Source organism: Kitasatospora sp. NPDC093102 (genome assembly GCF_040683915.1).
Taxonomy (GTDB): Bacteria; Actinomycetota; Actinomycetes; order Streptomycetales; family Streptomycetaceae; genus Kitasatospora.
This window is the reverse complement of sequence record NZ_JBFBFA010000010.1, coordinates 110109-134538: the sequence shown is the minus strand read 5'-3', so window position 1 is coordinate 134538 and position 24430 is coordinate 110109. Positions and strand designations below refer to the sequence as shown.

Here is a 24430-nt window from a genome sequence, read left to right as displayed (position 1 = left end):
CCGACCGACCATGAACCCCACCGTCGCCAGGCTGACCCTGCGCGGGCTGCTGGGCCGCCGCCGTGGCCTGCTGCTGCTGGTGGTCCCCGCCCTGCTGCTGGTCATCGCGGCCATCGCGAGCGTGTCCAGCGCCGACCCGCACGAGACGGCCGGCAACATCCTCGGCGCCCTCGGCCTCGGCACCCTGGTCCCGATCCTCGGGCTGGTGGTCGGCACCGGGGTGATCGCCAACGAGATCGACGACGGCTCGATCGTCTACCTGCTCGCCAAGCCGCTGCCCCGGTGGCGGATCGTCACCACCAAGCTGGTCGTCGCGATCGGCGTCACCTGGCTGTTCTCGGTCGTCCCGACGCTGCTGGCCGGGCTGCTGCTGGTCGGCACCCAGGACGGAGTGGCGCTCGGCTACACCGTGGCGGTGCTGGTCGCCGGGGCCGCGTACAGCGCGCTGTTCCTGCTGCTCGGCGTGGTCACCCGGCACGCGGTGGTCGCCGGGCTGGCGTACGCCCTGATCTGGGAGTCGACGGTCGGCAACTTCGTCGAGGGCGCCCGGACGCTGAGTGTCCAGCAGTGGGGCCGCTCGGTGGCCGAGGCGGTCGCCGGACAGAACGCGATCAGCTCGGACGTCTCGCTCGGGGCCGCCGTGCCGCTGCTGCTGGTGGTCACGGTCGCGGCGACGGTGTTCGCCTCGGTGAAGCTGGCCGGGATGACCCTCGCCGGCGAGGAGTGAGCCCGGTACGGCACGGAGCCCCGTAGGGAACCGGGCCCTGGAGGGAACCGGGCCCGGTACGGCAGCGAGCCCCGGACACCCGTGAGGGCGTCCGGGGCTCAGTGCACCCGGGTCTCGCGGACGTCCGGGAGTGCGGCTCAGAGGGTGCGGTTGCGGCCCGCGCCCCAGCCGGCCGCGCCGACCACCAGGACCAGCACCAGCATCAGCACCAGGGTGGCCTCCCAGCCGCCGGTCAGCTGGTGCAGCGCACCCGCGCCCACCGGGCCGGCCGCCGCGACCAGGTAGCCGATCGCCTGCGACATCCCGCCCAGCTGGGCGGCACCGGCCGCGGTGCCGGTGCGCAGCACGATGAACGCCAGGCCCAGACCCAGCGAACCGCCCTGGGCCACACCGAGGATGGTCGCCGACACCCACGCGGCGGAGACCGGCGCGACCAGCAGCAGGGCGATGCCCAGCCCGTTCAGGGCGGCCATGGTCACCGCCAGCGCGCGCTGGCTGGTCATCCGGCCGGCCATCAGCGGCACCAGGAAGGCGCCCGCCACCTGCACCAGGTTGGAGAAGGCGAAGACCAGACCGGCCTGGCCGCGCTCCATGCCGTGGTCGGCCAGGATGGTCGGCATCCACGCGACCAGGGTGTAGACCAGCAGCGACGAGATGCCCATGAAGAGGCTGATCTGCCAGGCCAGCGGGGACTTCCAGATGCCCTCGATCGGCCTGGCCGGCGCGCCGGCCGCGGCCACCGCTCCCTGCTGCCGCTCCTGGCGGGAGCGCAGCACCTGCGGCAGCCAGGCCACCGCCGCGATCAGCGCGAGCAGCGACCAGGCGCCCAGCGAGGCCCGCCAGCCGCCGCCGAGCGCGTGCTCCAGCGGGACGGAGGTGCCGGCCGCGAGCGTGGCGCCGACCAGCATGGTGGTCGAATAGACGCCGGTCATGGTGGCCGCGCGGTCCGGGAACTCGCGCTTGACCAGGCCCGGCATCGACACGTTCAGCACCGCGATCGCCACGCCGATCACCACGCAGCCCGCGTACAGGGCCGTCACCGAGGGCAGCACCCGCAGCAGTACGCCCGCGCCGAGCACCAGCACCGCGCCGAGCACCACCCGCTCGGCGCCGAACCGGCGGGTCAGCCGGGGGGTGAGCGGGGCGCCGACGCCCTGGAACAGCACCGGAACGGTGGTGATCAGCCCGCTCGCGGTGGCGGACAGGCCGAAGGTCCGCTGGATCTCGCCGACCATCGGGGAGACCGCCGCCAGGCAGGCGCGCATGTTCAGCGCGACCAGCACGATGCCGGTCAGCAGCAGGAGCGGATGGGCCAGCCGGGCTCGAACGGGGAGCGGGGCAGGAGTGGTGACAACCGGCTGCTGGGCACGGGTGACGGCCATGGGTGTGCTGTTCTTTCGTGAATGTGCGTGGATGCGGACGGCGGAAGGGAGGCTCGCGCCGTCCTACTTCCGGGCCGCGATGGCCGCGAGCAGCTGCTCGACGGCCGCGGTCGGGCCGGCGAGCAGCGCACGGCACGCCGCCTCGGCCCGGTCCGGGTCACCGCTCTCGATCGCGTCGACCAGCGCCTCGTGGGTGGCCACGACCGCCTCGGGCATGTCGTGGTCGCCGAAGGCGGAGGTCATCGCCTCGCGTACGGAGGCGCCGAAGTAGCGGTACACCTCGGCCAGCGCGGGGTTGTGCGCGGCCTCGACGACGGCGGTGTGGAACTCCAGGTCGTGCTCGACGGTGGCCTCGCGGCTCGCCCGCTCGGGGTGCGCCGCGAACACCTCGGCCTCACGGGCCAGCGCGGCGCGCATCCGCCGGATGTCCTCGGGGGTGTGCCGCAGCGCGGCCAGCCGGGCGCCCTCGGTCTCCAGCGCCGCACGGACCTCCAGGACGTCCCGGATGCCCGAGCGCTGGACGCCGCGCAGCACGGACGCCGGGTCGCTGGTGGAGCGGACGAACGTCCCCTCGCCCTGCCGGGAGACCAGCATCCCGGCGTGCACCAGCACCCGGATCGCCTCCCGGACGGTGTTCCGCCCGACGTGCAGCTGCTCGGCCAGCTCGTGCTCGGTGGGAATCCGCGACCCCACCGGCCACGCCCCACCCGCCAGCTGCTCCCGCAACTGCTCGATCGCGGTGTCCACCAGGGAGCGCCGCCCGGCTGCCTGCAAACCGCCGCTCATGCCGGACCTCCCTTCCCACCGCACACGCCATCATCGGTCGTCGGTCATCCTACAACCGCTTGCCCGGTCATCCTACAACCCACCCCTGAACAGCGCATGAACACCCGACCGGCCCCCTGGCCGGCCCGCTCACCACCTGTCGGCGTGCTCCCTCCCCCTCCCCGGACAGGAGTTCCCCGCGTCCCACCCGGGGCGCGGGGAACCGGGCGCGGCGGAGGGCCGCAGCAGGGAGGCCGGGGCCCGCGGGCCTGCGGCCCGGCCCCGCCGGAGGCGTCAGCGCTGCGGGTAGAGGCGCTCCAGGACCGCGGCGACGCCGTCCTCGTCGTTGCTGGTGGTGACGGCGTCGGCGACGGCGAGGAGTTCCTCGTGGGCGTTGGCCATGGCGACGCCGTGGGCGGCCCAGCCGAACATCGGGACGTCGTTGGGCATGTCGCCGAAGGCGATGGTGTCGGCGGCGCGGACGCCGAGGCGGCGGGCGGCGACGGCCAGGCCGGTGGCCTTGGACAGGCCGAGCGGGAGCAGTTCCACCACGCCGGCGCCGGCCATCACCACGCCGACCAGGTCGCCGGCGGCGCGTCGGGCGGCCTCGGCGAGGGCGTCGTCGGTGAGGGCGTGGTGCTGGATGTACAGCTTGCTGAGCGGTGCGTCGAACAGCGCGCTGCGCTCGACCCGGACGACCGGCAGGTCGGAGCCGATCAGCAGCTCGTAGCCGGGGCCTGCCAGCACCTGGCCGTCGAGGCCGTCCTGGTTGGCGGCGATGGCGAGCGGGCCGGTCCGGGCCTCGATCTTCTCGATCGCGATCGCGGCGAGCCGCCGGTCCAGGGTGAGCGAGGTGAGCAGCTTGTGCGCGCCGGCGTCGTACACCTGGGCGCCCTGGCCGCAGACCGCTATCCCGGTGTAGCCGATCTCGTCGAAGATCGGGCGGGCCCAGACGGCCGAGCGCCCGGTGACGATGATGTGCAGCGCGCCCGCGCCGGTGGCCGCGGCGAGGGCGGCGCGGGTGCGCTCGGAGACGGTCTCCCCGCTGGTGAGCAGGGTGCCGTCGAGGTCGGTGGCGACCAGCCGGTAGGGCAGGTCGCCACCGTCGGGGGAGGCGGGGCTGGGGCTGATGGTGCTCATGGGCCGTACGTCTCCCGGGAGTTGCAGGTCGTGCTGGGCGGTGCGGGCCGGGCTACCTGACCGCTTCGAGGACGGCCCGCCCGCCGAGGAACGGCCGCAGTGCCTCGGGCACGACGACCGAGCCGTCGGCCTGCTGGTGGTTCTCCAGGATTGCCACGATGGTGCGGGGGACGGCGACCAGGGTGCCGTTCAGGGTGGCGAGCGGGCGGGTCTTGCCCTCCTCGCGCATCCGGATCGACAGCCGGCGGGCCTGGTACTCGGTGGTGTTGGAGGTCGAGGTGACCTCGCGGTACTTGCCCTGGGTGGGGATCCACGCCTCGATGTCGAACTTGCGCGCGGCCGAGGCGCCGAGGTCGCCGGAGGCGACGTCGATCACCCGGTACGGCAGCTCCAGCGCGTTGAGGAAGTCCTTCTCCCACTGGAGCAGGCGGCGGTGCTCGTTCTCCGCGTCCTCGGGGGTGGTGAAGACGAACATCTCCACCTTCTCGAACTGGTGGACGCGGATGATGCCGCGGGTGTCCTTGCCGTAGGTGCCGGCCTCGCGGCGGAAGCAGGACGAGTAGCCGGCGTAGCGCAGCGGCAGCTTGTCGGCGTCGAGGATCTCGTCCATGTGGTACGCCGCGAGCGGGACCTCGCTGGTGCCGACCAGGTACCGGTCGTCCTCGGCGAGGTGGTACACGTTCTCGGCGGCCTGGCCGAGGAAGCCGGTGCCGTCCATGGCGGCCGGGCGGACCAGGGTCGGGGTGATCATCGGGGTGAAGCCGGCCGCGGTGGCCTGGGCGATCGCCATGTTGACCAGGGCGAGCTCCAGCAGCGCGCCGACGCCGGTCAGGTAGTAGGAGCGGGCACCGGCGACCTTGGCGCCGCGCTCGGTGTCGATCGCGCCGAGGATCTGGCCCAGCTCGACGTGGTCGCGGGGCTCGAAGCCCTCGGCGGCGAAGTCGCGCGGGGTGCCGATCTCCTCAAGGGTGACGAAGTCCTCCTCGCCGCCGACCGGGGCGGCCGGGTCGATGAGGTTCGCCAGCGAGCGGAGCAGGCGGTCGGCCTCCTCCTTGGCCGCGCTCTGCTCGGCGTCGGCGGCCTTGACCTCGGCGGCCAGGTCCTTGGTGCGCTGGAGCAGGGCGGCCTTCTCGTCGCCCTTGGCCTGGGCGACCTGCTTGCCGAGCACCCGCTGCTCGTTGCGCAGTTCGTCGAAGCGGCTGCCCGAGGACCGGCGCCGCTCGTCGGCGGAGAGGAGGGCGTCGACCAGGTCGACGTCCTCGCCACGGACGCGCTGCGAGGCGCGCACTCGGTCAGGGTCCTCACGGAGCAGGCGAAGGTCAATCACAGGCCCAAGCGTACCGGGAGACCGTTCCTCCACCGGTACGGCTTTTCCCCTGGGGATAACTCGCCCATGCCTGTGGATAACCGGTGTGGGGAACTCTCCGGCGCCGGGTTATCCACAGGCCCGGCCCCGGGCCTGTGGATCAAAAGGGAGGATTGCCTTCCGCGTGAACGAACCCGGAGATTGAGGTTTCAAACCTCAATCCACCTTCTCGAGTGAGGGAATTGAAGCACTCGGACGGGTGATTTGGTGGCAACCGGGTGACTCTGGTCCGATTGGTCATCTCTGCGACGCAAACCGATGGTCCGACCAGGTCTGGGCAATGGCTATACCGGTTTGTCGACTCGTCCCCAGGCCTGTGGATAACTTCCGGCTGTGGACAGCGGGGGCCCTGTGGACAGCGGTCTCCGGCTCCGGGCCACCTGTGGATGACGGGTGGGGCCACCCGCCCCGCCCGATCGGACCGGTCCGAAACTGTCGGAAAAGGTCGGAAAGACAAAAGATGTAGCCAGGATGTCCGGAGGAGTCCGGATGCCCCGGGGGCTTCAGCCGGCCCGCGGGCTACGGACGCCCCGCGGGCTTCAGATGTCCCCGCGGCCGTCGAGCGCGCGGGAGAGCCAGTCCGCCGCCGAGGTGAAATCCGCGTCCGAGGTCCCCGGCCGACGGTGGGTGGACTCCTGCCGGTCGGCGCGCGGATAGGAGCCGAGGTACCGCACCTGCGGGCAGATCCGCTTGAGCCCCATCATCGCCTCGCCGACCCGGCGCTCGGACAGGTGGCCCTCGCAGTCGATCAGGAAGCAGTAGCTGCCCATGCCCTCGCCGGTCGGGCGGGACTCGATCCGCATCAGGTTGACCCCGCGCACCGCGAACTCCTGGAGCAGCTCCAGCAGCGCACCCGGGTGGTCGTCCGGCAGCCAGACCACCATCGAGGTCTTGTCCGCGCCGGTCGGCGAGGAGACCCGCCCCGGGCGGCCGACCAGGACGAACCGGGTGGCCGCGCTCTTCGCGTCCGCGATGTCCTTGACCAGCGGCTCCAGCCCGTAGATCGGCGCCGCGAACTCGCCCGCGAACGCGCCGTCGTAGCGGCCCTCGGCGACCAGCCGGGCGCCGTCCGCGTTGGAGGCGGCCGACTCCCAGTTCGCCTCCGGCAGGTTGGCCGCCAGCCAGCGCCGCACCTGCGGCTGGGCCACCGGGTGGCTGGTCACCGTCTTGACCCCGGACAGATCGGTGCCCGGCCGCACCAGCAGCGCGAAGGTGATCGGCAGCAGCACCTCACGGTAGATCATCAGCGGTGCGCCGGAAGCCAGTTCGTCGTTGGTCGCGGTGACCGCGCCCTCCACCGAGTTCTCGATCGGGACGAACGCCCCGGCCGCCTCCCCGCCGCGCACCGCGTCCAGCGCCAGCGCCACCGAGGACAGCGGCACCAGCTCCCGGGTCGCCGCCTCGGGCAGGGTGTGCAGGGCCGCCTCGGTGAACGTGCCGGCCGGTCCGAGGTAGGTGTAGCGGGTGGCCGACATGACGCCTCCGTGGGGATCTCGGTGCTGCGCGGGCAGGGTGAGCCGAAGCAGTCACCATAACGATTCCGCGGCCCCGGCAGAAAAGCGTTCCAGAGGCCGGGACTGCGGCGGTGAATTCCGGGGGCCCTTCTTCGAACCCCCGGGCGACTACCCCTCCAACAACTGCTGGCCGAGGTAGCCGCCGGGCGGCGCGCTCGGCGGCAGCGCGTACAGGCCGCCGGCCTCGTGCCGCAGGAAGCGGGACAGGCCGTCGCCCCGGGAGAGCTTGCGCTGCACGGGGGTGAAGCCCCTGCGCGGGTCGGCCTGGAAGGCGAGGAAGAGCAGCCCGGCGTCCGGCGAGCCGTCCGGCAACAGCCCGTCGTGGTACGAGAAACCGCGCCGCAGCATCGCCGCCCCGCCGTTGGCCGCCGGGGCGGCGACCCGGATGTGCGCGTCGGCAGGGATCGCCAGGGTGCCGTCCGGGCCCTGCGCGGTGAGGTCGACCGGGGACCGCTCACCGGCCCCGGCGGGCGCGCCGAGCGGGGCGCCGTCCGACTTGCGCCGCCCGATCACCCGCTCCTGCCGGTCCACCGGCAGCGCCTCCCAGTGGTCCAGCAGCATCCGGATCCGCCGGAACACCAGGTACGAGCCGCCGGTCAGCCAGGCCGGCTCGTCGCCGCCGGCGGCGCAGAACACCTTGGCGGCGAAGCCCTCCTCGTCCGGCCCGGGGTTGTTGGTGCCGTCGATCTGGCCCATCAGGTTGCGCCCGGTCACCGGCTGCGCGGCGGCGCCGGGGGTGCGGGCGAAGCCTGCCGACTGCCAGCGCAGCGCCGCCGTACCGGTTGCCAGCCGCTGGAGCACCCGCAGGGCGTGCACCGCGACCAGGGCGTCGTCCGCGCCGATCTGGACGAACAGGTCACCGTCGCCGCGGGCCGGGTCGAGCGCGTCGCCGGGGAAGGCGGGCAGCGGTTCGAGCCCGGGCGGGCGGCGGTCGGCCAGCCCGGCCCTGTCGAACAGTGCGCCGCCGAAGCCGACCGTGACGGTGAGCGAGCAGGGCCCGGCGTCCAGCGCGACCTGGTTGTCGAACTCCTCGGCCGGCTCCCCGGCGGTCAGCCGCTCGGCCGCCTTCGTCCAGCGCTGCAGCAGGGTGCGCAGCCCGTCCCGGCCGACGCCCTCGGCCAGGTCGAAGGCGGCCAGCCGGACACTGGCCTGCTGCGGGTCGGTGATCCCGGCCTGGTGCTCGCCGCGGAACGGCACCCGGGCCGCGCCCAGCGCCCGACCGGACCGGCCCGCCGCGGCCGCCGTCCCGCCGGGCGGCCCGTCCAGGGCTACCGCCCCGGCGACGCCCGCGCCGGCACCGGCCAGCAGCCCGGCCCCGGCGGTGCCGAGCAGCGCCCGCCGGGTGAAGCCCGCGGGCCCCGTCGAATAGTGGTTCGTCGACACGTCCGTCATCCTGCTCACCCGATCTTGAACTGCTGGGTCGGGGTGGTCTGGTCGATGTCGGAGGAGCGGACCTGCACCGACACCACCCAGTTGCCCGCCAGCGGCAGCTGCGCGGTGCCGCTCCAGCGGCCGGTGCCCTCCGGGGTGAGCGCGACCGGCAGCGGGCCGAGGTCGCGGTCCGGCAGGGTGAAGGCGAGCTGCACCTCCGGGACGTCCACCGGCTGCCCGTCCGTGCCGTCCAGCGCCAGCTTCACCTCGTTCGACCCGGTCCGGGCCGGGTTGAGGGTGACGACCGCGGTGCCCTTGGCGTTCGGCGTCCGGCCCTTGGTGTCGTACGGGAGCTTGAGCTCGACGGTGCGACCCGGCTCGGTCTGCGGAGCCGCCGCGGCTCCGCCGGCGACCGGAGCGGTGGCCGCCCCGGCCTTGACCTCGCCCGCCACCCGCCCGGGCGGGGAGTTGGTGAGCATCGTGGTGACCACCAGCACCGCCACCGCGACCAGCGCCTCGACCAGTACCGAGCGGCGCAGCCCGGCCCGGGTCGGGGTCAGCCCGCGGTCGCGTCCGGCGCTCTGCCGGGCCGCCAGCTGGCGCTCCAGCTGCGCCTGCCGGACCGGGTCCTCGCTGTGCGCCGACACGGCGACCGGCTCCGGCAGTTCGGCCGGTGCGACCTCCACCGCCTCGGCCGGGGCCGAGCGCAGCCGGGCGAGCCAGGAGCGGGAGATCCAGGCGACGCCGAGCATCGCGACCACGCAGCCGCTCTTCACCAGCAGCAGCCGCCCGTACTCGGTGCCGGTCAGCGCGCCCCAGCTGCCCAGGCCCCGCCAGGACTGGTAGATCCCGGTCGCGGCCAGCACGGCCACCGAGCCGAAGGCGATCTTCGAGAAGCGGTTCACCACCTCGGCGCCGACGCCCTCGCGCAGCGCGACCAGCAGCGCGGCCAGCCCGCCCAGCCAGAGCGCCATGGCGATCAGGTGCAGGATGCCGAGCGGCAGCGCCAGCCAGACCTGGATGCCCACCGAGGCGTGGTCGGCGCCGACCCAGGTCGCCGAGAGGGCGACCGCCAGCACCAGCCCGGCCACGCCGAGACCGAGCCGGACCTCGTGCTGCGGCCGTTCGGCGGCCCGCCGCTCCAGCGCGCGCAGTTCGGCGGCCTCGGCGTCGTCCTCGGAGCCCCCGGGGCCGTCGGAGCCGTTCTGCTCCCCGTCCGGCGGCTCCGGGACGACCGGCCGCGGCGGCTGCCCCAGCTGCCCCACCAGCAACGACAGGAACACCCCGCCCGCCGCGAGCAGCAGCAGCCGGGCGGCCAGCGCGGTGCCGATCCGCTCGTCCAGCGTGGCGCGCACCAGCGACAGGTCGAAGGCCTGCCCGACCCCCGAGCCGCGCTCGTACGGGCCGCGCAGCATCAGCACCGCGACGGTGGAGACCAGCAGCGCCGTCCAGCCGGTCATCAGCAGCCGCTGCACCCGGCGCCGGGCGGTGCCGGCCGGCCAGCAGACCAGCACGAAGGCGGCGACACCGACCAGCAGCGCGAAGGCCGCGTACGCGACGGCGCGGCCGGTGCCGTACAGCGCCGCGACCACGCCGTCGGCGTCGGCGCCCTGGAGCGCGGTGGCCGACACCGAGGTGTCCGAGGGCGCGCCGATCGAGAAGGTGAACGCCCCGCCGACCGGGTGCGAGTCGTCCGAGACGGCCCGCCAGGCCACCGTGTACGTGCCGTTGGCGAGTCCGCTCCGCAGCCCGACCCGGGCGGTGTTGCCCTTGCCGTCGGCGTGCGCCGGGTTGCCGGTGTCCACGGCCTTGCCCGCCGGGTCGAGCACCCGGACGGAGTCGCCGGAGAGCGAGACGGACTCGCTGAAGGTCAGCGTCACCGCCTGCGGGGCGGTGGCGACCACCGAGTTCTGCCGCGGGTCGGTGGAATCCAGGGTGGCGTGCGCGGAGGCCGGCCCGGCGCCCGCGAGCATCAGCGCGAGCAGGGCGCCGAGCACTCCGAGCACCCCGGCGATCCGGCGGTGGGTGGCCTTCTCCAGGCCGGCCGACTGCATGGTGGCGGTCCCCTTAACTCTGGCCGGGGCGGTAGGTGAGCTCCTTGACCGGCACCTTGACGGAGATGGTGCCGGACTTGGCGAAGGTGAGGTCGAACTCCAGCTCGTCGCCGAGGACGGGGGCCTTCTGCCACCCCATGATCATGAGATGGGTGCCGCCGCGGGCGAGTTGCAGGGCGCCGTGAGCGGGGACGTCCAGGCTGTCCACCTGCTCCATGGTCGACGCGGTCGAGCGGTGCATGGTGACCGAATCGGCGGCCGGGCTGGTCACCTTGAGCAGCTGGTCCTGTCCGCCGTCGTTGCGGACGGTCAGGTAGCCGGCCGCCATGCCGCCGGCCGGGGGCAGCGGGATGTAGGAGTCGGCGACGCTGAGCCTGGCCGGGCCGCCGGGGGTGCCGTCCTGGCCGCCCGTGCCGCCGCCCGTCCCGCAGGCCGCCAGGATGGCGCCGCCGCCCAGGGCCGTCGCGACGACGGCGCCGAGCAGGGCGCTGCGGTGGAAGCGGCGGGTTCCGGTCTTCGCCGAGGTCACGCCGCGACCCCCTTGGCGAGCAGCGGCAGGTCGTGCTCGTAGGTCTTCTCCTCGGTGCCGCTCATGTAGAGCACGTGGGCCTTGTCGTCCGAGGGGAGGAAGGCCAGCACCTGCGCGCCGTGGGTGGAGGTGACCGTGCCGTCCGTGTTGACCACCGGGTCCTCGATCATGATGCCGAGCGACTTGGCGGCGGTCTTCACCTTGGCCAGGTCCCCGGTGAGGCCTATGAAGTCGCTGCCCATCGAGTCCAGCCAGGTGCGCAGCACCTTGGGGGTGTCGCGCTGCGGGTCGGTGGAGACGAAGACGACGTTGATCTTCTGCCGGTCCTCCGGGGAGAGCGCCTTCATCGCGACGCCGATGTCGCCCATGGTGGTCGGGCAGACGTCCGGGCAGCTGGTGTAGCCGAAGAACAGCAGGGTGGCCTTGCCGTTGGTCTGCTGACGCAGGTCGAAGGGCTGGCCGGAGGTGTCGGTCAGCTGGAGGTCCGGCTTCTCGAAGTTCTTGGCGAGCTTGGTGCCCTGGTACGGGGTGTCCTCCTTCTGCCGGGTGACCTTGGCGGCGGTGGAGTCGCCGCCGGAGGAGCCGCAGGCGGAGAGGGTCAGGGCGGCGGCCAGCGCGAGGGCGGCCGCGCCGGCCAGACGGGTGGTGCGGGTGGGCATGGGAGTTCCGATCGTGCGCGGTGGACCGCCGGCGGGGCCGCACCCGGAAGGTGGGCACGGCCCTGCCGGCACGGGGGGTCAGGAGGCGGAGCCGCCGCTCTTGCGGCGCAGGCCGAGCACGCCGACGGCGGTGCCGATCACACCGACCACGATGCCGACCACGCCCAGGGTGCGGGCGGTGGAGTCGTTGGACTTGGCGTCGGCGGAGGCGGCGGTGTGGTCGGAGCTGTCACTGTGGGCGCCGGCGGCCGGGGAGGCGGTGACGCCGTGGCCGTCGCCCTCGGCGGCCTTGGTGAGCTTCAGGACGGGCGCGGGCTTGGCCGGCTCCGGCTGGCCGTCCTTGGTCTCGTCGATCCAGCGGGCGACGTCGCCGTTGTCGTAGGTCTGGAGGGTCTTGAAGACCAGGTTGTCGGTGTCGGTCGGCAGCGGGCCGAGCGAGACGCGGAACTCCTGGAACTGGCCGGGGGCGATCTTGGTGCCGGCGTCGGCGGTCCAGGTGATCTTGGAGACGGCCTCGGTGACGTCGTTGCCGTGCACCTTGATCGGCTTGTCGAGCTTGGCCTTCTCGACCGTGGCGGTCCAGCCCGGCAGCGGCAGGGTCCGGACCGAGGCCAGCGGGTGGTCCAGCGGGAGGTTGACCTCCAGCTTCACCGTGCCCGCCGTGTCGCTCTCGTTCGGCACCCGGAAGTCGACGGCCGTGTAGCCGCCCTGGGCGGCCGCGCCCGGGTTCACGGTGACGTGCGCGAAGGCGGGGCCGGCCAGAGCCACCACGGAGGCGGCGGCGGTGAGGGCGACGGCGGCGAGACGGCGGGCGGGAAGGGAACGCATGATGCGGGGTCTCCGATCGGAGCTGGCGGCAGCCGGTACCGGGCGACGGACGTGAGCCGTGCCGCGGGGGCCGCGCGCGGGGACGTGGGGGCAGAGCCTCGGGCCGCCCCGGTGGACGGGGGAACGGCCGGACGGTGCGCACACCGGGCACCCGGTACGGCCGCGGGGCCGCCAGGCAACGCCGGTCAGTGCGCGAGGGCCCCGCACGGCGGGCCGCGCCGCACCACGCTGTGCCGCAGCACGGCACCCCCCGGGAGCGGGCTCTCCCCGCCCCGGGCGCCGAACCGGCGGGCCGGGCCGGCCACGCCGAACAGACCGCGCAGCAACACGGCCACCAGCGCGAACGCCGTGCGCAGCGGCGTGGCCCAGTGCTCCCGGGCCGCCGCGGCGGCCACCCGCAGCAGTCGCCACAGCGCCGCCTCGCCTCGCCGCAGCCACCAGCCCGCGACCAGCGCGGCGCCCAGGTGCCCGGCCAGCATCGACGGCGTCATGCCGAACACGCCGCCTTGCCACCAGGGCGCGGCGGCGAACGCGTGCGGGTCCAGGCCCGCGGAGGAGACCAGCTGCTCCGGGGACGGGCCGCCGGACAGGCCGATCAGCGTGCCGGGGCGGGCCTCGTTGCAGATCAGCCGGCCGGCCACCTCCGGCACGGTCAGCGGACCGGAGCCGCCGTGGTGCATGCCGGGCATGGAGCCGTTGAAGCCGTGGAAGAGGCAGTGCAGCCCGAGCTGCCCGGCACCCAGCGCCCCGGCGATGGCCGCCAGCGAACGCTCCCGCCCGCCGCAGACCGCCGCGAACGCCAGCACCGCGGCGAAGCCCGCCGCCAGCGCGGTCGGCGGCACGTTCCCGCCACCCGCCAGGGCGTGCCCGGCGGCCGCTATCAGGGTGCACACCAGCGCGAACGGGACCGCCCGGGCAAGCCGCAGGTCCCAGGCGGCGGACCCCACCGGCTGGGCCGGTCCGGGGGCGCCCGGGAGCGGGGCGGCGGCGAGGGCAGTCATGGCCGGGCCATCCTCTCATTGCGTACGCCACGGACACGGGCAGGGTGGGAAATCCCTACGAATGCCCCTTTCGGCGGCGGCGTGCGAGGGGGCGTACGCGTCGCCCGGCACAGACCCCGTCCCCCGGTCCATCCGCCGAACGGGCGGTAGCGGCCCCCGGGCACGGTTCACCCGGGAATCGCCCGGAGATACCTAGTTGTATGTGGAGCCGCAGCCAGGAGGGACCTCCCGTGGACATCTGGTGGACTCTGCACCTCAAGCGCGACCCGGCCAGCGTCCCGCTGGCCCGGCGCATCCTGCTCGGTGCGATGGCGACGGCGGGCGTCGACCCGCAGATCGCGGACGACCTCGGCGTCGCCCTCACCGAGGCCTGCGCCAACGCCGTCGAGCACGGCGCCACCGGGCGGCCCGACGACGGCTTCCAGGTCACCGCCTCGATCTGCGGCGACCGGCTGCGGATCGAGGTCACCGACTCCGGCCCCGGCCTGCCCGTCCCCGCCGCGCCCGTCCGCCGCCCGTCCGCCGCGGCCCGGGCCCGTCCGGTGGTGGCCGGCCGTACGCCCCGCCGCACCCGCCGCGGCCGCGCCACCGTCCCGGCCCGCGTCCTCACCGCCCACCGCCCCCGCCGCGACGGCCACCCGTACGACACCCACGTCCTGCCCTGGCGCCCCAGCACCCCCACCCTGCGCCCGGTCGACCTGGACACCCTCCCCGACCTCACCGCCGAGTCCGGCCGCGGCCTCTTCCTCATCCACGCCCTCACCGACCACGTCCAGCTCCGCAACCACCCCCTGCGGGGGGCGATCGTGAGCTTCGACAAGATCCTCAAGTGGCAGGACGGCGCCCTCCTGCGCGCGGCGTCCTGAAGGCCCGGTCGGCAGCCGGGAACACGCGAGGGGCGCAGGCCCCGGGCCTCCGGTTGCCGGGGGTGGGAGGGGGCCTGACGATGGGGGCATGATGCACCAGATGCGAGCGGAGTACGGCGCCGGCGGTGCGGCCGCGGGGGTGCGGCTGTGGCACATGGTCCGGGGCGAGGCCGACGTCGCGATGTGCGGGCGGGAGCTCGAACCGGGGGCACAGGTGCGGGAGGCGGTGGACTGGGGGAAGACACCGGAGCTGTGCTGCCACACCTGCGGGGCGTACTTCCTGCGCGAGGCACCGTACTTGGCGGCCGAACACCACCCGTGAGCCGGTCTACTGTGACCGGCATGGAGGAACCCCTCGTCCGGCCCCGGCCGTTGACCGATGAGGCCACCGGGCTGCGCGCCGGTGTGCCCGAACTGTCCGAGTACGTCGACCGGTTGTGCGCGCTGGTCGAGCGGGTGGACCCGCTGATCCACGCGTTCGTGCCGGAGCCCGGGCGGCACGAGAGGCTGCGGTCGCAGGCGCGGGAGGTGGCCGCGCGGTACCCGGAACCGGGCGGGCGGCCGCCGCTGTACGGGGTGGCGGTGGGCGTCAAGGACATCGTGCACGTGGACGGGCTGCCCACGCACGGCGGTTCGGCGCTGCCGCCCGGGGTGCTGGCCGGGCCGCAGGCCGTGGTGGTGGACCGGCTGCGGGCGGCGGGGGCGCTGGTCGCGGGCAAGACCGTGACCGCCGAGTTCGCCGCGAGCGCTCCGGGCCCGACCCGCAACCCGCACCACCCGGGGCACACCCCGGGCGGCTCCAGCAGCGGTTCGGCGGCGGCGGTCGCGGCCGGGCTGGTGCCGCTGGCGATCGGCACCCAGACGGTCGGCTCGGTGATCCGCCCGGCCGCGTACTGCGGGGTGGTGGGCTTCCGGCCGACGTACGGGCGGATCCCGATCACGGGGGTGATCCCGAATGCACCGAGCTTCGACACCCTGGGGACGTTCACCGCGGACCTGGCGGGCGCGGCCCTGGCGGCCCCGCTGCTCTGCGACGGCTGGCGGGCGGAGCACGGCGAGCCGGCCGCGCCCGTGCTCGGGGTGCCGGACGGGACGTACCTGGAGCACGCCGAACCGGCCGCGCTGCTCGCCTTCGAGGAGCAGCTGGCCCGGCTGGCGCGGGCCGGGTTCACGGTGCGCCGGGTCGAGCTGTTCCCCGACTTCGCCGGGATCGCCCGGCGGTTGCAGGCGGTCAACCGCTTCGAGCTGGCCCGCAGCCACGCCGACTGGTTCGCCCGCTTCGGCGGGCTCTACCGGCCGGAGACGGTGGCGGGCATCCGGGCCGGCCAGGGCGTCGCGGCCGAGGACCGGGCGGCCGCCCTGGGGTTCCGGGAGTGGCTGCGCGAGTGGGTGGCCGCGGCGGGTGCGGCGGCCGGGGTGGACCTGTGGCTGGCGCCCTCGGCGACCGGTGGGGCGCCGGAGGGCCTGCACAGCACCGGGGACGCGGTGATGTCGCTGCCGTGGAGCTTCCTCGGACGGCCGGCACTGAGCCTGCCGGCGGGGCGGACCCCGCAGGGGCTGCCGCTGGGGCTCCAGGTGGTCGGTGCGGCGGGCGGTGACGAGCGCCTGCTGGCCCAAGCCGCCTTCCTGGAGAAGGTGGTGGCGGAGGGTCAGGCGAGCGCGTAGCGGTTCGGGGGCTGCGGGAGCCCCGGAGATTCCGGGACACGGGGGATTCCGGAAAGCGCGGGCCTTCGGGGCGTCTGACGACTCCCGCCGGGCGCGCACCGTCGGACCCGCTCTAGGAGGTCCGGGGAGTCCCGGTGCCCCGGTGGTCGGGACCGCGCTTCTCGTCGGGGAAGCGCGGCCCGCCGATCAGGTAGAACAGTGCGGCGGTCGGGAAGCCGAGCGAGGCGGCCAGCAACACGATGAACTCCCAGAACATCTTCCGCTCCTCGTCAGTCGCGGGCCGCCCGGACACCCGAAGGTGATCCCAAACCCGACCCGCTCCGATTGGCCGAATCGTCCGGTCACTGTCCGACGGTATGGCCGAATCACCCCGGCTGCCACCGGGCGCCGCGCCCCGGCCCGTGCCACACCGGCGCACGGGTCTGGGCGCGGGCCGCGGGTGGCGGCCAGACTGTCGGGATGCAGCTACAGCTCGCAGGGGAAGCGCGGCGGCCCGACCGCGAGAGCGAGGACTTCGTGGCGGCCTCGCCGGAGGCGCTGGTCCTGCTGGACGGCGTGAGCTCGCCGGCCGGCCTGGAGTCCGGGTGCCGACACGGGACGGCCTGGTACGTGCGGCGGCTGGGCGTGCACCTGCTCGCCCGGCTCACCGACCGGGCGGACCGCTCGATCGCCGAGTGCCTGGCCGACGCCATCGTGGAGACGGCCGCGCTGCACGGCGGCCGGTGCGACCTGGCCCACCCCAACACGCCCGCCGCGATGGTCGTCGCGGCCCGGCGGCACGGCGAGGCGCTGGAGTACCTGGTGCTCGGCGACTCGCTGCTGGTGCTGGAGTTCAAGGACGGCCCGCCGAAGGTGATCGGGGACAACCAGCGCTTCCCCGCCGGGGAGGAGCTGCGCCGCCAGGTGTGGGAGACCGTCCCCGGTTCGGCCGAGCGGGCCGCGCTGCACCTGGAGTACGCGCTGGCCGTGCGTGCCGCCCGCAACCGGGGCAACGGCCCGTGGATCGCCGCGGCCGGCCCGCGGGCGGCCGAGCACGCCGAGACCGGCTTCGTCCGGCTGGACCGGCTGCACGCGCTGGCCGCCCTCACCGACGGTGCCTCGCGCTACACCGAGCGCTTCGGGCTGGGCAGTTGGGCCGATGCGCTGCGGCTGCTCGCCGAGTCGGGGCCGAGCGAGCTGATCGCCCGGGTCCGGGCGGTGGAGCGGGCGGACGCCGACTGCGAGCGCTGGCCGCGCGGCAAGACGCACGACGACGCCTCGGCCCTCTACGCGCTGCTGTAGCGGACTCGGGCCGGCGGACGCGGAACGGCGAAACGGCGGAACGGCCGCAGGTGCCACCTGCGGCCGTTCCGCCGTGTCGGCTCCGGGCCCTCAGTGACCGGAGGCCGGGACCGTGCCGAGGCGGCCGGCCTGGAAGTCCTCCATGGCCTGCTGGAGTTCGCGGTGACTGTTCATCACGAACGGCCCGTACCAGGCGACCGGCTCACGGATCGGCAGACCGCCGAGCAGCACCACCTCGAAGTTGGCGCTGCGCGAGTCCTGGCTCTCGTCGGCGCGGAGGGTGATCGAGTCGCCGTCGCCGAAGACCACGGCCTGTCCCATGTGGAACGGGCGGCGCTCCTGGCCGGCCGCGCCCTTGCCGGCGAGGCCGTACGCGAGGGCGTTGAAGTCGGAGCGCCAGGGCAGGGTGACCTGGGCGCCGGGGCTGATCGACGCGTGGATCATGGTGATCGGGGTGTGGGTGGTGCCGGGGCCCCGGTGGCCGTCCAGCTCGCCCGCGATCACCCGGAGCAGCGCGCCGCCGTCCTCGGTGCTGAGCAGCTTGACGCTGCCGCCGCGGATGTCCTGGTACTTCGGGGCGATCATCTTGTCCGAGGCGGGCAGGTTCACCCACAGCTGGAGGCCGTGGAAGAGGCCGCCGGACATCACCAGCGACTCCGGCGGGCTCTCGATGTGCAGCAGGCCGGAGCCGGCCGTCATCCACTGGGTGTCGCCGTCGGTGATGGTGCCGCCGCCGCCGTGCGAGTCCTGGTGGATGAACGTTCCGTCGATGATGTAGGTGACGGTCTCGAAGCCGCGGTGCGGGTGCCAGGGGGTGCCCTTGGGCTCGCCGGCCGCGTAGTCCACCTCGCCCATCTGGTCCATCATGATGAACGGGTCGAGGTACTTGGTGTTGATCTTGGCGAAGGCGCGGCGGACGGGGAAGCCCTCGCCTTCGTAGCCCTCGGGAGCGGTGGCCACGGTGAGGACCGGCCGGGCGCTCGTGACGGCGGGGTCGGGCGTGGTGACGCGCGGGAGGGTCAGCGGGTTGTCGACGGTCACGGCGGGCATGTCGGCCTCCTTCGGGGGTGTCTGGCCTGCACGCACGACATTAGTTCAATCCTCAACAACAAGCAAGTTGAAAATTGAACTATGAGGTGACGGAAGAGCGCGGGCTCCTCTCCCAGGGTGGGTCAGCCGTACATCCGGCGCATCGTGAAGTCCACCATCTGTTCGACGGCCTTGGCGTCGAACACCATCCGGTGCTCGCCCTCCATGTCCAGCGCGAAGCCGTAGCCGGTCGGCAGCAGGTCCAGGACCTCGGCGCCGGTGACGGTGAAGTGCTTGGAGTCCTTGCCGGCGTAGCGGCGCAGCTCCTTCAGGGAGCTGAACATCGGGATCACCGGCGTCGGGGTGTTGTGCAGAGCCAGGAAGCCCGGGCGGTCGCCGCGGGGGCAGTGCACCTTCGAGGTGATGAAGATCGCCTGGAAGTCCTCGACCGCCATCGAGCCGGTGGTGAAGGCCCGCACGGCGTCCGCGAGCGAGGGCGGCGAGGGCTCGGGGTACAGGGACTGCTGCGGGGGCTGCGCCTGCCCGCCGTACGCGTCGGGTCCGGGCATGCCGTTCATGCCCTGCTGCGGTCCCGCCTGCTGCTGGTAGGGGTCGCCCGGGTATGCGTTCTGGTCATATCCGTACACACGGACAGGCTAGCGGGAGCGCACCCTCCCGCGCTGGCGCCGATCCTGACAAGGAGCTGCGGTCCTGGCTGTGGGACGTGACCACGTTCATAGCGGATTCACGGGCGGGGGCTTGCCCAAGTTACCGCTGGGTAGCATCATGATGCCTACTGGTGGGTACGGGACGCCGGAACGCGGCGGTCTCCCGGAAGCGACGAACCGGAGATAACGGCCATGGGTCACTACAAGTCCAACCTGCGGGACGTGGAGTTCAACCTCTTCGAGGTGTTCGGCCGCGAGCAGGTGTACGGCACCGGACCGTTCGCGGACATGGACGTCGAGACCGCGAAGAACATCCTGAGCGAGATCTCGCGCCTCGCCGAGAACGACCTCGCGGCGTCCTTCGTCGACGCCGACCGCAACCCGCCGGTCTTCGACCCGGAGACCAACACCGCGCCGATCCCGGCCACCTTCAAGAAGAGCTACCAGACCTTCATGGACGCCGAGTGGTGGCGTCTGGGCATCCCGGAGTCGATCGGTGGCCAGGTCACCCCGAACTCGCTGATCTGGGCCTTCGCCGAGCAGATCCTGGGCTCCAACCCGGCCATCTGGATGTACTCCTCCGGCCCGGCCTTCGCCGGCGTCATCGCCGAGGAGGGCACCGAGGAGCAGCTCGAGGTCGCCCGGCGGATGACCGACCGCCTGTGGGGCTCCACCATGGTCCTCACCGAGCCCGACGCGGGCTCCGACGTGGGCGCCGGCCGCACCAAGGCGATCAAGCAGGAGGACGGCTCCTGGCACATCGAGGGTGTGAAGCGCTTCATCACCTCGGGCGAGCACGACATGTCCGAGAACATCATCCACATGGTGCTGGCCCGCCCCGAGGGCGGTAAGCCGGGCACCAAGGGCCTGGGCCTGTTCATCGTCCCCAAGTTCGACTTCGACTGGGAGACCGGCGAGCTGGGCGAGCGCAACGGCGTCTACGCCACCAACGTCGAGCACAAGATGGGCCTCAAGGCCTCGAACACCTGCGAGATGACCTTCGGCGCCAAGCACCCGGCCAAGGGCTGGCTGCTCGGCGAGAAGGTCGACGGCATCCGCCAGATGTTCAAGATCATCGAGTTCGCCCGCATGATGGTCGGCACGAAGGCCATCGCCACCCTCTCCACCGGCTACCTGAACGCCCTGGAGTACGCCAAGGAGCGCGTGCAGGGCGCCGACATCTCGCAGTTCATGGACAAGACCGCCCCGCGCGTCACCATCACCCACCACCCGGACGTGCGCCGCTCGCTGCTGACCCAGAAGGCCTACGCCGAGGGCATGCGCGCGCTGGTCCTGTTCACCGCGTCCGTCCAGGACGACATGATGGCCGCCAAGCTGCGCGGCGAGCACGACGAGGCCGCCGAGCGCCTCAACGACCTGCTGCTGCCGATCGTCAAGGGCTACGGCTCGGAGAAGTCCTACGAGCAGCTCGCCCAGTCGCTCCAGACCTTCGGCGGCTCCGGGTACCTCCAGGAGTACCCGATCGAGCAGTACATCCGCGACGCCAAGATCGACACCCTGTACGAGGGCACCACGGCGATCCAGGGCCAGGACTTCTTCTTCCGCAAGATCGTCAAGGACGGCGGCCAGGCGCTCACCGCGCTGTCCGAGCAGATCCAGAAGTTCCTCGGCTCCGCCGCCGGCGGCGACGCCCTGGCCGCCGAGCGCGACCTGCTCGCCAAGGCCGCGGGCGACCTGGAGGCCATCGTCGGCAAGCTGCTGGCCGACCTCTCCTCGGTCGAGCAGGACGTCAAGAACATGTACAAGGTGGGCCTGAACACCACCCGCCTGCTGATGGTCTCCGGCGACGTCGTCGTCGGCTGGCTGCTGCTGCGCCAGGCCGCGGTGGCCCTGGCCAAGCTGGAGGCCGGCGCCTCGGAGAAGGACGTCCCCTTCTACCAGGGCAAGGTCGCGGCGGCCCGCTTCTTCGCCAAGAACGTCCTGCCGACCGTCGCCCCGCAGCGACTGATCGCCGAGGGCATCGACAACGAGATCATGGAGCTGGCGGAGGAGGCCTTCTAGGCCCCGCCCGCCGTCACCCGGGGGATCCCCGTCGTGTGACACCTCTCTGACTGCCTGACACACCCTCGCACCGAAGGGCCCGGCTGCCACCGGGCCCTTCGGTGTGTCCCGGGCCTCGCGTCCTGGGCCTTGCGCGGGTCCGGGGCCGTCGGCGCGTCACGGGACCGCACCCGAAGGGAGGAAACCTCCGGCCGTGCGGGGTGGTTCACGGCCGTGTCCGGGTTGCGCATCGGACCGGACTGTTCCGAATGCCCTGTCTGTGTACGGGCATATGCTCAGGGGCGAAGCCGACTCCCCATCCGGCTTCGGCCCTCACTCGACCCAGGAGCAGTATGTCGACCGCCGCCCGCCAGGCATTTTTCGACCGGACGCACACCGACGACCTGATCGCGTTCCTCGGCACCTCGCCGTCCCCGTACCACGCGGTGGCGAGCGCCGCGGAGCGGCTGGAGAAGGCGGGTTTCCGGCAGGTCGCCGAGACGGACGCCTGGGACGGGGCCGCCGGTGGGCGCTACCTGATCCGCGGGGGCGCGCTGATCGCCTGGTACCTGCCGGAGGGGGCGGGCCCCGAGACGCCGTTCCGGATCGTCGGCACCCACACCGACTCGCCCAACCTGCGGGTCAAGCCGGTGCCGGACACCGGTTCGGAGGGCTGGCGGCAGGTCGCGGTGGAGATCTACGGCGGCGTCCCGCTGAACACCTGGCTGGACCGCGACCTCGGCCTCTCCGGGCGGCTCGCGCTCAAGGACGGCACCACCCGGCTGGTCCAGCTGGACGAGCCGCTGCTGCGCGTGCCGCAGCTCGCCATCCACCTGGACCGCCAGGTCAACGAGGGCATGAAGCTCGACAAGCAGCGCCACCTCACCCCGATCTGGGGCCTCGGCCCGGTCGACGAGGGTGCGCTGATCTCCTACGTCGCCGAGCGGGCCGGCCTGGCCACCGCCGACGTGGTCGGCTGGGACCTCATGACCCACGACGTCCAGCCCGCCTCCTACCTGGGCCGCGACCGCGAGCTGCTGGCCGCCCCGCGCCTGGACAACCTGCTCTCGGTGCACGCGGCCACCGCCGCGCTCGCCGCCGTCGCCACGGCCGGTGCCGCCGCCGACCTGCCGTACATTCCGGTGCTGGCCGCCTTCGACCACGAGGAGACCGGCAGCGAGTCCGACACCGGCGCGCAGAGCCCGCTGCTCGGCAACGTGCTGGACCGGACGATCCACGCGCGCGGCGGCAACACCGAGGACCGGGCCCGGGCGCTCGCCGGCACCGTCTGCCTCTCCTCGGACATGGGCCACGCCGTCCACCCGAACTACAGCGAGCGGCACGAGCCGGGCCACCACCCGATGCCGAACGGCGGGCCGATCCTCAAGGTCAACGTCAACAACCGCTACGCGACCGACGGCGTCGGCCGGGCGGTGTTCGCGGCTGCCTGCGAGAAGGCGGGCGTGCCGTGGCAGACCTTCGTCTCCAACAACGCCATGCCCTGCGGTACGACGATCGGCCCGATCACGGCGGCGCGGCTGGGCATCACGACGGTGGACTGCGGCATCGCGGCGCTCTCCATGCACTCGGCGCGCGAGCTGTGCGGCGCGGACGACCCGTACCTGCTGGCGAGCGCGATCAAGGCCTTCCTGGAGGGCTGAGGCCGAGCTGAGGGGCTGAAGCCGAGCTGAGGGACTGAGGCCGAGCTGACGAAGGGCGGGGCCCGGCGAGAACGCCGGGCCCCGCCCTTCCTGCTGTGCGGCTACTCCATCCCGGCCAGGACCAGCGGGAGGCGGCGGGCGCCGTCGGCGACCAGCTTCACCGGCACGCCCCAGTCCTGCTGGTGCACGTGGCAGGCCGGGTACTCGATCTCCGGGTCGTCGTCGCAGGACGCGGCCATCGCCGAGACGTGCAGCACGCCCTCGGCGACCTCGGCGGAGAGCACCAGCTCACGGGAGAGGTCGGTGTCCGCGCCCGCGCCGGAGACCAGCAGCTCGGGCGGGGTCGCGCTGACCAGCAGACGGGTGGACGGGCCGTAGCGCTCGTCCAGCTTCTGGCCGTTCGGCGCCTCGAAGACCACGTCCAGCCGGAAGGCGCCCGGGGCGACCTCGGTGGCCGCGCGCTGGGTGCGGTGCGCCACCGACTCGACCTGCACCGCCTCCTCCGGCAGTCGAAGCCTGGTCAGCCGGTGCCGGGCCGACTCCACCACCACGATGTCGCCGTCCACCAGCACCGCCCCGGAGGGCTCCCGCAGGTCGGTGGCCAGCGTGCTGACCTCGCCGCTCGCCGGATCGTAGCGGCGCAGCGCGTGGTTGTAGGTGTCGGCGACGGCCACCGAGCCGTCCGGCAGCACGGTGACGCCCAGCGGGTGCTGGAACAGCGCCTGACCGGCCGCGCCGTCACGGTGGCCGAAGTCGAACAGACCGGTGCCGACGGCGGTTTCGACCGTCCCTGTTTCACGTGAAACCCAGCGCAGCGCGGAGGTCTCGGAGTCGGCGACCCAGAGCCGCTCGCCGTCCGCCGAGACCGCGAGGCCGGACGGCTGGGCGAACCAGGCCTCGGTGGCGGGCCCGTCCACCAGGCCCTCGTTGGTGGTGCCGGCCGCGACCGCGACCGTGCCGGCGGCCGGGTCGTACGACCACAGCTGGTGCACGCCGGCCATCGCGATCCACACCCGGCCGTCGAACCAGGCGACGTCCCACGGGGAGGAGAGGTCCACCTCGCGGGCCGGGCCCCCGGTGGCCGAGCCCTGCCACCACTGGCGGCCGGTGCCGGCCAGGGTGGCCACGTGGCCGTCGGCGAGGCGGACGCCGCGCAGCGCGTGGTTGACGGTGTCGGCGACGACCACGTCGTACTCCGAGCCCTCCGGCAGCAGAGCGAGGCCCTGCGGCTCGCTGAACCGCGGGCTGTCCCCGTCCACCAGACCGCGCTGCCCGTCGCCGATCCGGCGCACCACCGTCTCGCCGTCCTCGGCCAGCTCGACCAGCGAGTGGTGGCCGGAGTCGGCGACCAGGAAGTGGCCGTTCGGCAGCCGGACCGCCTTGCCGGGGAACTTGAGGTCCCCGGCGGTCGGCTCCGGCGCCACGTACGGACCGTCGCCCCGGCGCAGCGTGCCCTTCGCGGCGTGCTCGGCCTCCAGCTCCTCGACCAGCCGGGCGAGCGCGTGGGCGTGGCCCTCGCCGGCGTGCTGGGCGACCACGTAGCCCTCCGGGTCGATCACCACCAGCGTCGGCCAGGCCCGTACGGCGTACTGCTTCCAGGTGACCAGCGCCGGGTCGTCCAGCACCGGGTGGTGCACCTCGTAGCGGGCCACGGCGTCGACGACGGCCCGGTGGTCGGCCTCGTGCACGAACTTCGGCGAGTGGACCCCGACGATCACCACGGTGTCGCGGTGCTTCTCCTCCAGCTCCCGCAGCTCGTCCAGGACGTGCAGGCAGTTGATGCAGCAGAAGGTCCAGAAGTCCAAAACGGTGATCTTGCCCCGGAAGTCGGCGAGCGTGAGCTCCTTGCCGCCGGTGTTCAGCCAACCGCCTGCCCCGACCAGCTCGGGGGCGCGTACACGTGCACGAGATGCCATAACCCCA

22 protein-coding genes are annotated in these 24430 nt (G+C 73.5%); 7 read left to right on the top strand and 15 right to left on the bottom strand.

Features of this window, described 5'->3' with window-relative positions; translation table 11 throughout:
* Nucleotides 1-10 precede the first annotated feature (10 nt).
* Nucleotides 11-727 carry an ABC transporter permease subunit gene (locus AB0O11_RS16860; RefSeq protein WP_363386783.1) on the top strand — a complete coding sequence of 239 codons (717 nt, stop codon included), beginning with the start codon at nucleotides 11-13 and terminating at the stop codon, nucleotides 725-727.
* A 137-nt stretch (nucleotides 728-864) separates the two neighbouring features.
* On the opposite strand, the gene AB0O11_RS16855 is transcribed toward AB0O11_RS16860, so the two are convergent.
* The 11 genes from AB0O11_RS16855 to AB0O11_RS16805 form a co-directional block, all read right to left on the bottom strand.
* Nucleotides 865-2109 carry an MFS transporter gene (locus AB0O11_RS16855; protein WP_363386780.1) on the bottom strand — a complete coding sequence of 415 codons (1245 nt, stop codon included), beginning with the start codon at nucleotides 2107-2109 and terminating at the stop codon, nucleotides 865-867.
* 63 nt (nucleotides 2110-2172) lie between these two features.
* The gene (locus AB0O11_RS16850; RefSeq protein ID WP_363386778.1) at nucleotides 2173-2895 is read right to left on the bottom strand and encodes a FadR/GntR family transcriptional regulator; all 723 of its coding nucleotides are present in this window, start codon (nucleotides 2893-2895) and stop codon (nucleotides 2173-2175) included.
* A 273-nt stretch (nucleotides 2896-3168) separates the two neighbouring features.
* Nucleotides 3169-4014: an HAD family hydrolase gene (locus AB0O11_RS16845; RefSeq protein WP_363386776.1), complete on the bottom strand. Its 846-nt coding sequence runs from the start codon at nucleotides 4012-4014 to the stop codon at nucleotides 3169-3171.
* A 52-nt stretch (nucleotides 4015-4066) separates the two neighbouring features.
* Nucleotides 4067-5341: a serine--tRNA ligase gene (serS, locus tag AB0O11_RS16840; protein ID WP_363386773.1), complete on the bottom strand. Its 1275-nt coding sequence runs from the start codon at nucleotides 5339-5341 to the stop codon at nucleotides 4067-4069.
* 578 nt (nucleotides 5342-5919) lie between these two features.
* Nucleotides 5920-6855, bottom strand: coding sequence for a prephenate dehydratase (pheA, locus tag AB0O11_RS16835; RefSeq protein WP_363386770.1), 936 nt, complete (start codon nucleotides 6853-6855; stop codon nucleotides 5920-5922).
* Nucleotides 6856-7002: 147 nt separating this feature from the next.
* A complete protein-coding gene (gene efeB, locus AB0O11_RS16830) occupies nucleotides 7003-8277 on the bottom strand; it encodes an iron uptake transporter deferrochelatase/peroxidase subunit (protein WP_363386767.1) in 1275 nt (424 codons plus the stop codon).
* A gap of 14 nt (nucleotides 8278-8291) precedes the next feature.
* Nucleotides 8292-10319 (bottom strand): FixH family protein, encoded by a 2028-nt coding sequence (locus AB0O11_RS16825; protein ID WP_363386764.1) that lies wholly within the window; start codon nucleotides 10317-10319, stop codon nucleotides 8292-8294.
* 13 nt (nucleotides 10320-10332) lie between these two features.
* On the bottom strand, nucleotides 10333-10848 hold the full coding sequence (locus tag AB0O11_RS16820; protein ID WP_363386761.1) for a copper chaperone PCu(A)C: 516 nt from the start codon (nucleotides 10846-10848) through the stop codon (nucleotides 10333-10335).
* Nucleotides 10845-11507, bottom strand: coding sequence for an SCO family protein (locus AB0O11_RS16815; RefSeq protein WP_363386758.1), 663 nt, complete (start codon nucleotides 11505-11507; stop codon nucleotides 10845-10847). The genes AB0O11_RS16820 and AB0O11_RS16815 overlap by 4 nt, the downstream gene beginning before the upstream one ends.
* Before the next feature lie 78 nt (nucleotides 11508-11585).
* Nucleotides 11586-12335 carry a YcnI family protein gene (locus tag AB0O11_RS16810; protein WP_363386755.1) on the bottom strand — a complete coding sequence of 250 codons (750 nt, stop codon included), beginning with the start codon at nucleotides 12333-12335 and terminating at the stop codon, nucleotides 11586-11588.
* A 185-nt stretch (nucleotides 12336-12520) separates the two neighbouring features.
* Complete coding sequence (locus tag AB0O11_RS16805; RefSeq protein WP_363386752.1) at nucleotides 12521-13336, bottom strand: hypothetical protein; 816 nt, start codon at nucleotides 13334-13336, stop codon at nucleotides 12521-12523.
* A gap of 230 nt (nucleotides 13337-13566) precedes the next feature.
* On the opposite strand from AB0O11_RS16805, the gene AB0O11_RS16800 reads away from it, so the two are divergent.
* From AB0O11_RS16800 to AB0O11_RS16790, 3 genes are all read left to right on the top strand, one after another.
* Entirely contained in the window at nucleotides 13567-14202 is a 636-nt protein-coding gene (locus AB0O11_RS16800; RefSeq protein ID WP_363386749.1) for an ATP-binding protein, read from the top strand.
* Nucleotides 14203-14290: 88 nt separating this feature from the next.
* The gene (locus AB0O11_RS16795; protein WP_363386746.1) at nucleotides 14291-14524 is read left to right on the top strand and encodes a hypothetical protein; all 234 of its coding nucleotides are present in this window, start codon (nucleotides 14291-14293) and stop codon (nucleotides 14522-14524) included.
* Between the two features lie 20 nt (nucleotides 14525-14544).
* Entirely contained in the window at nucleotides 14545-15867 is a 1323-nt protein-coding gene (locus AB0O11_RS16790; protein WP_363386743.1) for an amidase, read from the top strand.
* 112 nt (nucleotides 15868-15979) lie between these two features.
* On the opposite strand, the gene AB0O11_RS16785 is transcribed toward AB0O11_RS16790, so the two are convergent.
* Nucleotides 15980-16123 carry a hypothetical protein gene (locus AB0O11_RS16785; protein WP_363386740.1) on the bottom strand — a complete coding sequence of 48 codons (144 nt, stop codon included), beginning with the start codon at nucleotides 16121-16123 and terminating at the stop codon, nucleotides 15980-15982.
* 203 nt (nucleotides 16124-16326) lie between these two features.
* On the opposite strand from AB0O11_RS16785, the gene AB0O11_RS16780 reads away from it, so the two are divergent.
* On the top strand, nucleotides 16327-17148 hold the full coding sequence (locus AB0O11_RS16780) for an integrase (protein ID WP_363386737.1): 822 nt from the start codon (nucleotides 16327-16329) through the stop codon (nucleotides 17146-17148).
* 90 nt (nucleotides 17149-17238) lie between these two features.
* Here AB0O11_RS16780 and AB0O11_RS16775 read toward each other — a convergent pair whose 3' ends face one another.
* Both AB0O11_RS16775 and AB0O11_RS16770 read right to left on the bottom strand, forming a co-directional pair.
* Nucleotides 17239-18198, bottom strand: a complete 960-nt coding sequence (locus tag AB0O11_RS16775) for a pirin family protein (RefSeq protein ID WP_363386734.1) — start codon at nucleotides 18196-18198, stop codon at nucleotides 17239-17241.
* A 122-nt stretch (nucleotides 18199-18320) separates the two neighbouring features.
* On the bottom strand, nucleotides 18321-18824 hold the full coding sequence (locus AB0O11_RS16770) for an SseB family protein (RefSeq protein ID WP_363386731.1): 504 nt from the start codon (nucleotides 18822-18824) through the stop codon (nucleotides 18321-18323).
* A gap of 213 nt (nucleotides 18825-19037) precedes the next feature.
* Between AB0O11_RS16770 and AB0O11_RS16765 the strand changes: the two genes are divergently transcribed.
* Together AB0O11_RS16765 and AB0O11_RS16760 are read left to right on the top strand one after the other, a co-directional pair.
* Nucleotides 19038-20867: an acyl-CoA dehydrogenase gene (locus tag AB0O11_RS16765; RefSeq protein WP_363386728.1), complete on the top strand. Its 1830-nt coding sequence runs from the start codon at nucleotides 19038-19040 to the stop codon at nucleotides 20865-20867.
* Between the two features lie 332 nt (nucleotides 20868-21199).
* On the top strand, nucleotides 21200-22507 hold the full coding sequence (locus AB0O11_RS16760; RefSeq protein WP_363386725.1) for a M18 family aminopeptidase: 1308 nt from the start codon (nucleotides 21200-21202) through the stop codon (nucleotides 22505-22507).
* 101 nt (nucleotides 22508-22608) lie between these two features.
* Here AB0O11_RS16760 and AB0O11_RS16755 read toward each other — a convergent pair whose 3' ends face one another.
* Complete coding sequence (locus tag AB0O11_RS16755) at nucleotides 22609-24423, bottom strand: NHL domain-containing thioredoxin family protein (protein WP_363386722.1); 1815 nt, start codon at nucleotides 24421-24423, stop codon at nucleotides 22609-22611.
* Nucleotides 24424-24430 lie beyond the last annotated feature (7 nt).

Bases quoted from the DNA above. Each gene is read 5' to 3' on its own strand.
- pheA (WP_363386770.1), bottom strand. From the start codon at position 6,855: ATGTCGGCCACCCGCTACACCTACCTCGGACCGGCCGGCACGTTCACC.
- AB0O11_RS16815 (WP_363386758.1), bottom strand. From the start codon at position 11,507: ATGCCCACCCGCACCACCCGTCTGGCCGGCGCGGCCGCCCTCGCGCTG.
- AB0O11_RS16755 (WP_363386722.1), bottom strand. From the start codon at position 24,423: ATGGCATCTCGTGCACGTGTACGCGCCCCCGAGCTGGTCGGGGCAGGC.
- AB0O11_RS16780 (WP_363386737.1), top strand. From the start codon at position 16,327: ATGCAGCTACAGCTCGCAGGGGAAGCGCGGCGGCCCGACCGCGAGAGC.
- AB0O11_RS16810 (WP_363386755.1), bottom strand. From the start codon at position 12,335: ATGCGTTCCCTTCCCGCCCGCCGTCTCGCCGCCGTCGCCCTCACCGCC.
- AB0O11_RS16795 (WP_363386746.1), top strand. From the start codon at position 14,291: ATGATGCACCAGATGCGAGCGGAGTACGGCGCCGGCGGTGCGGCCGCG.
- AB0O11_RS16855 (WP_363386780.1), bottom strand. From the start codon at position 2,109: ATGGCCGTCACCCGTGCCCAGCAGCCGGTTGTCACCACTCCTGCCCCG.
- AB0O11_RS16845 (WP_363386776.1), bottom strand. From the start codon at position 4,014: ATGAGCACCATCAGCCCCAGCCCCGCCTCCCCCGACGGTGGCGACCTG.
- AB0O11_RS16790 (WP_363386743.1), top strand. From the start codon at position 14,545: ATGGAGGAACCCCTCGTCCGGCCCCGGCCGTTGACCGATGAGGCCACC.
- AB0O11_RS16760 (WP_363386725.1), top strand. From the start codon at position 21,200: ATGTCGACCGCCGCCCGCCAGGCATTTTTCGACCGGACGCACACCGAC.
- AB0O11_RS16775 (WP_363386734.1), bottom strand. From the start codon at position 18,198: ATGCCCGCCGTGACCGTCGACAACCCGCTGACCCTCCCGCGCGTCACC.
- AB0O11_RS16850 (WP_363386778.1), bottom strand. From the start codon at position 2,895: ATGAGCGGCGGTTTGCAGGCAGCCGGGCGGCGCTCCCTGGTGGACACC.
- AB0O11_RS16805 (WP_363386752.1), bottom strand. From the start codon at position 13,336: ATGACTGCCCTCGCCGCCGCCCCGCTCCCGGGCGCCCCCGGACCGGCC.
- AB0O11_RS16860 (WP_363386783.1), top strand. From the start codon at position 11: ATGAACCCCACCGTCGCCAGGCTGACCCTGCGCGGGCTGCTGGGCCGC.
- AB0O11_RS16785 (WP_363386740.1), bottom strand. From the start codon at position 16,123: ATGTTCTGGGAGTTCATCGTGTTGCTGGCCGCCTCGCTCGGCTTCCCG.
- AB0O11_RS16825 (WP_363386764.1), bottom strand. From the start codon at position 10,319: ATGCAGTCGGCCGGCCTGGAGAAGGCCACCCACCGCCGGATCGCCGGG.
- AB0O11_RS16765 (WP_363386728.1), top strand. From the start codon at position 19,038: ATGGGTCACTACAAGTCCAACCTGCGGGACGTGGAGTTCAACCTCTTC.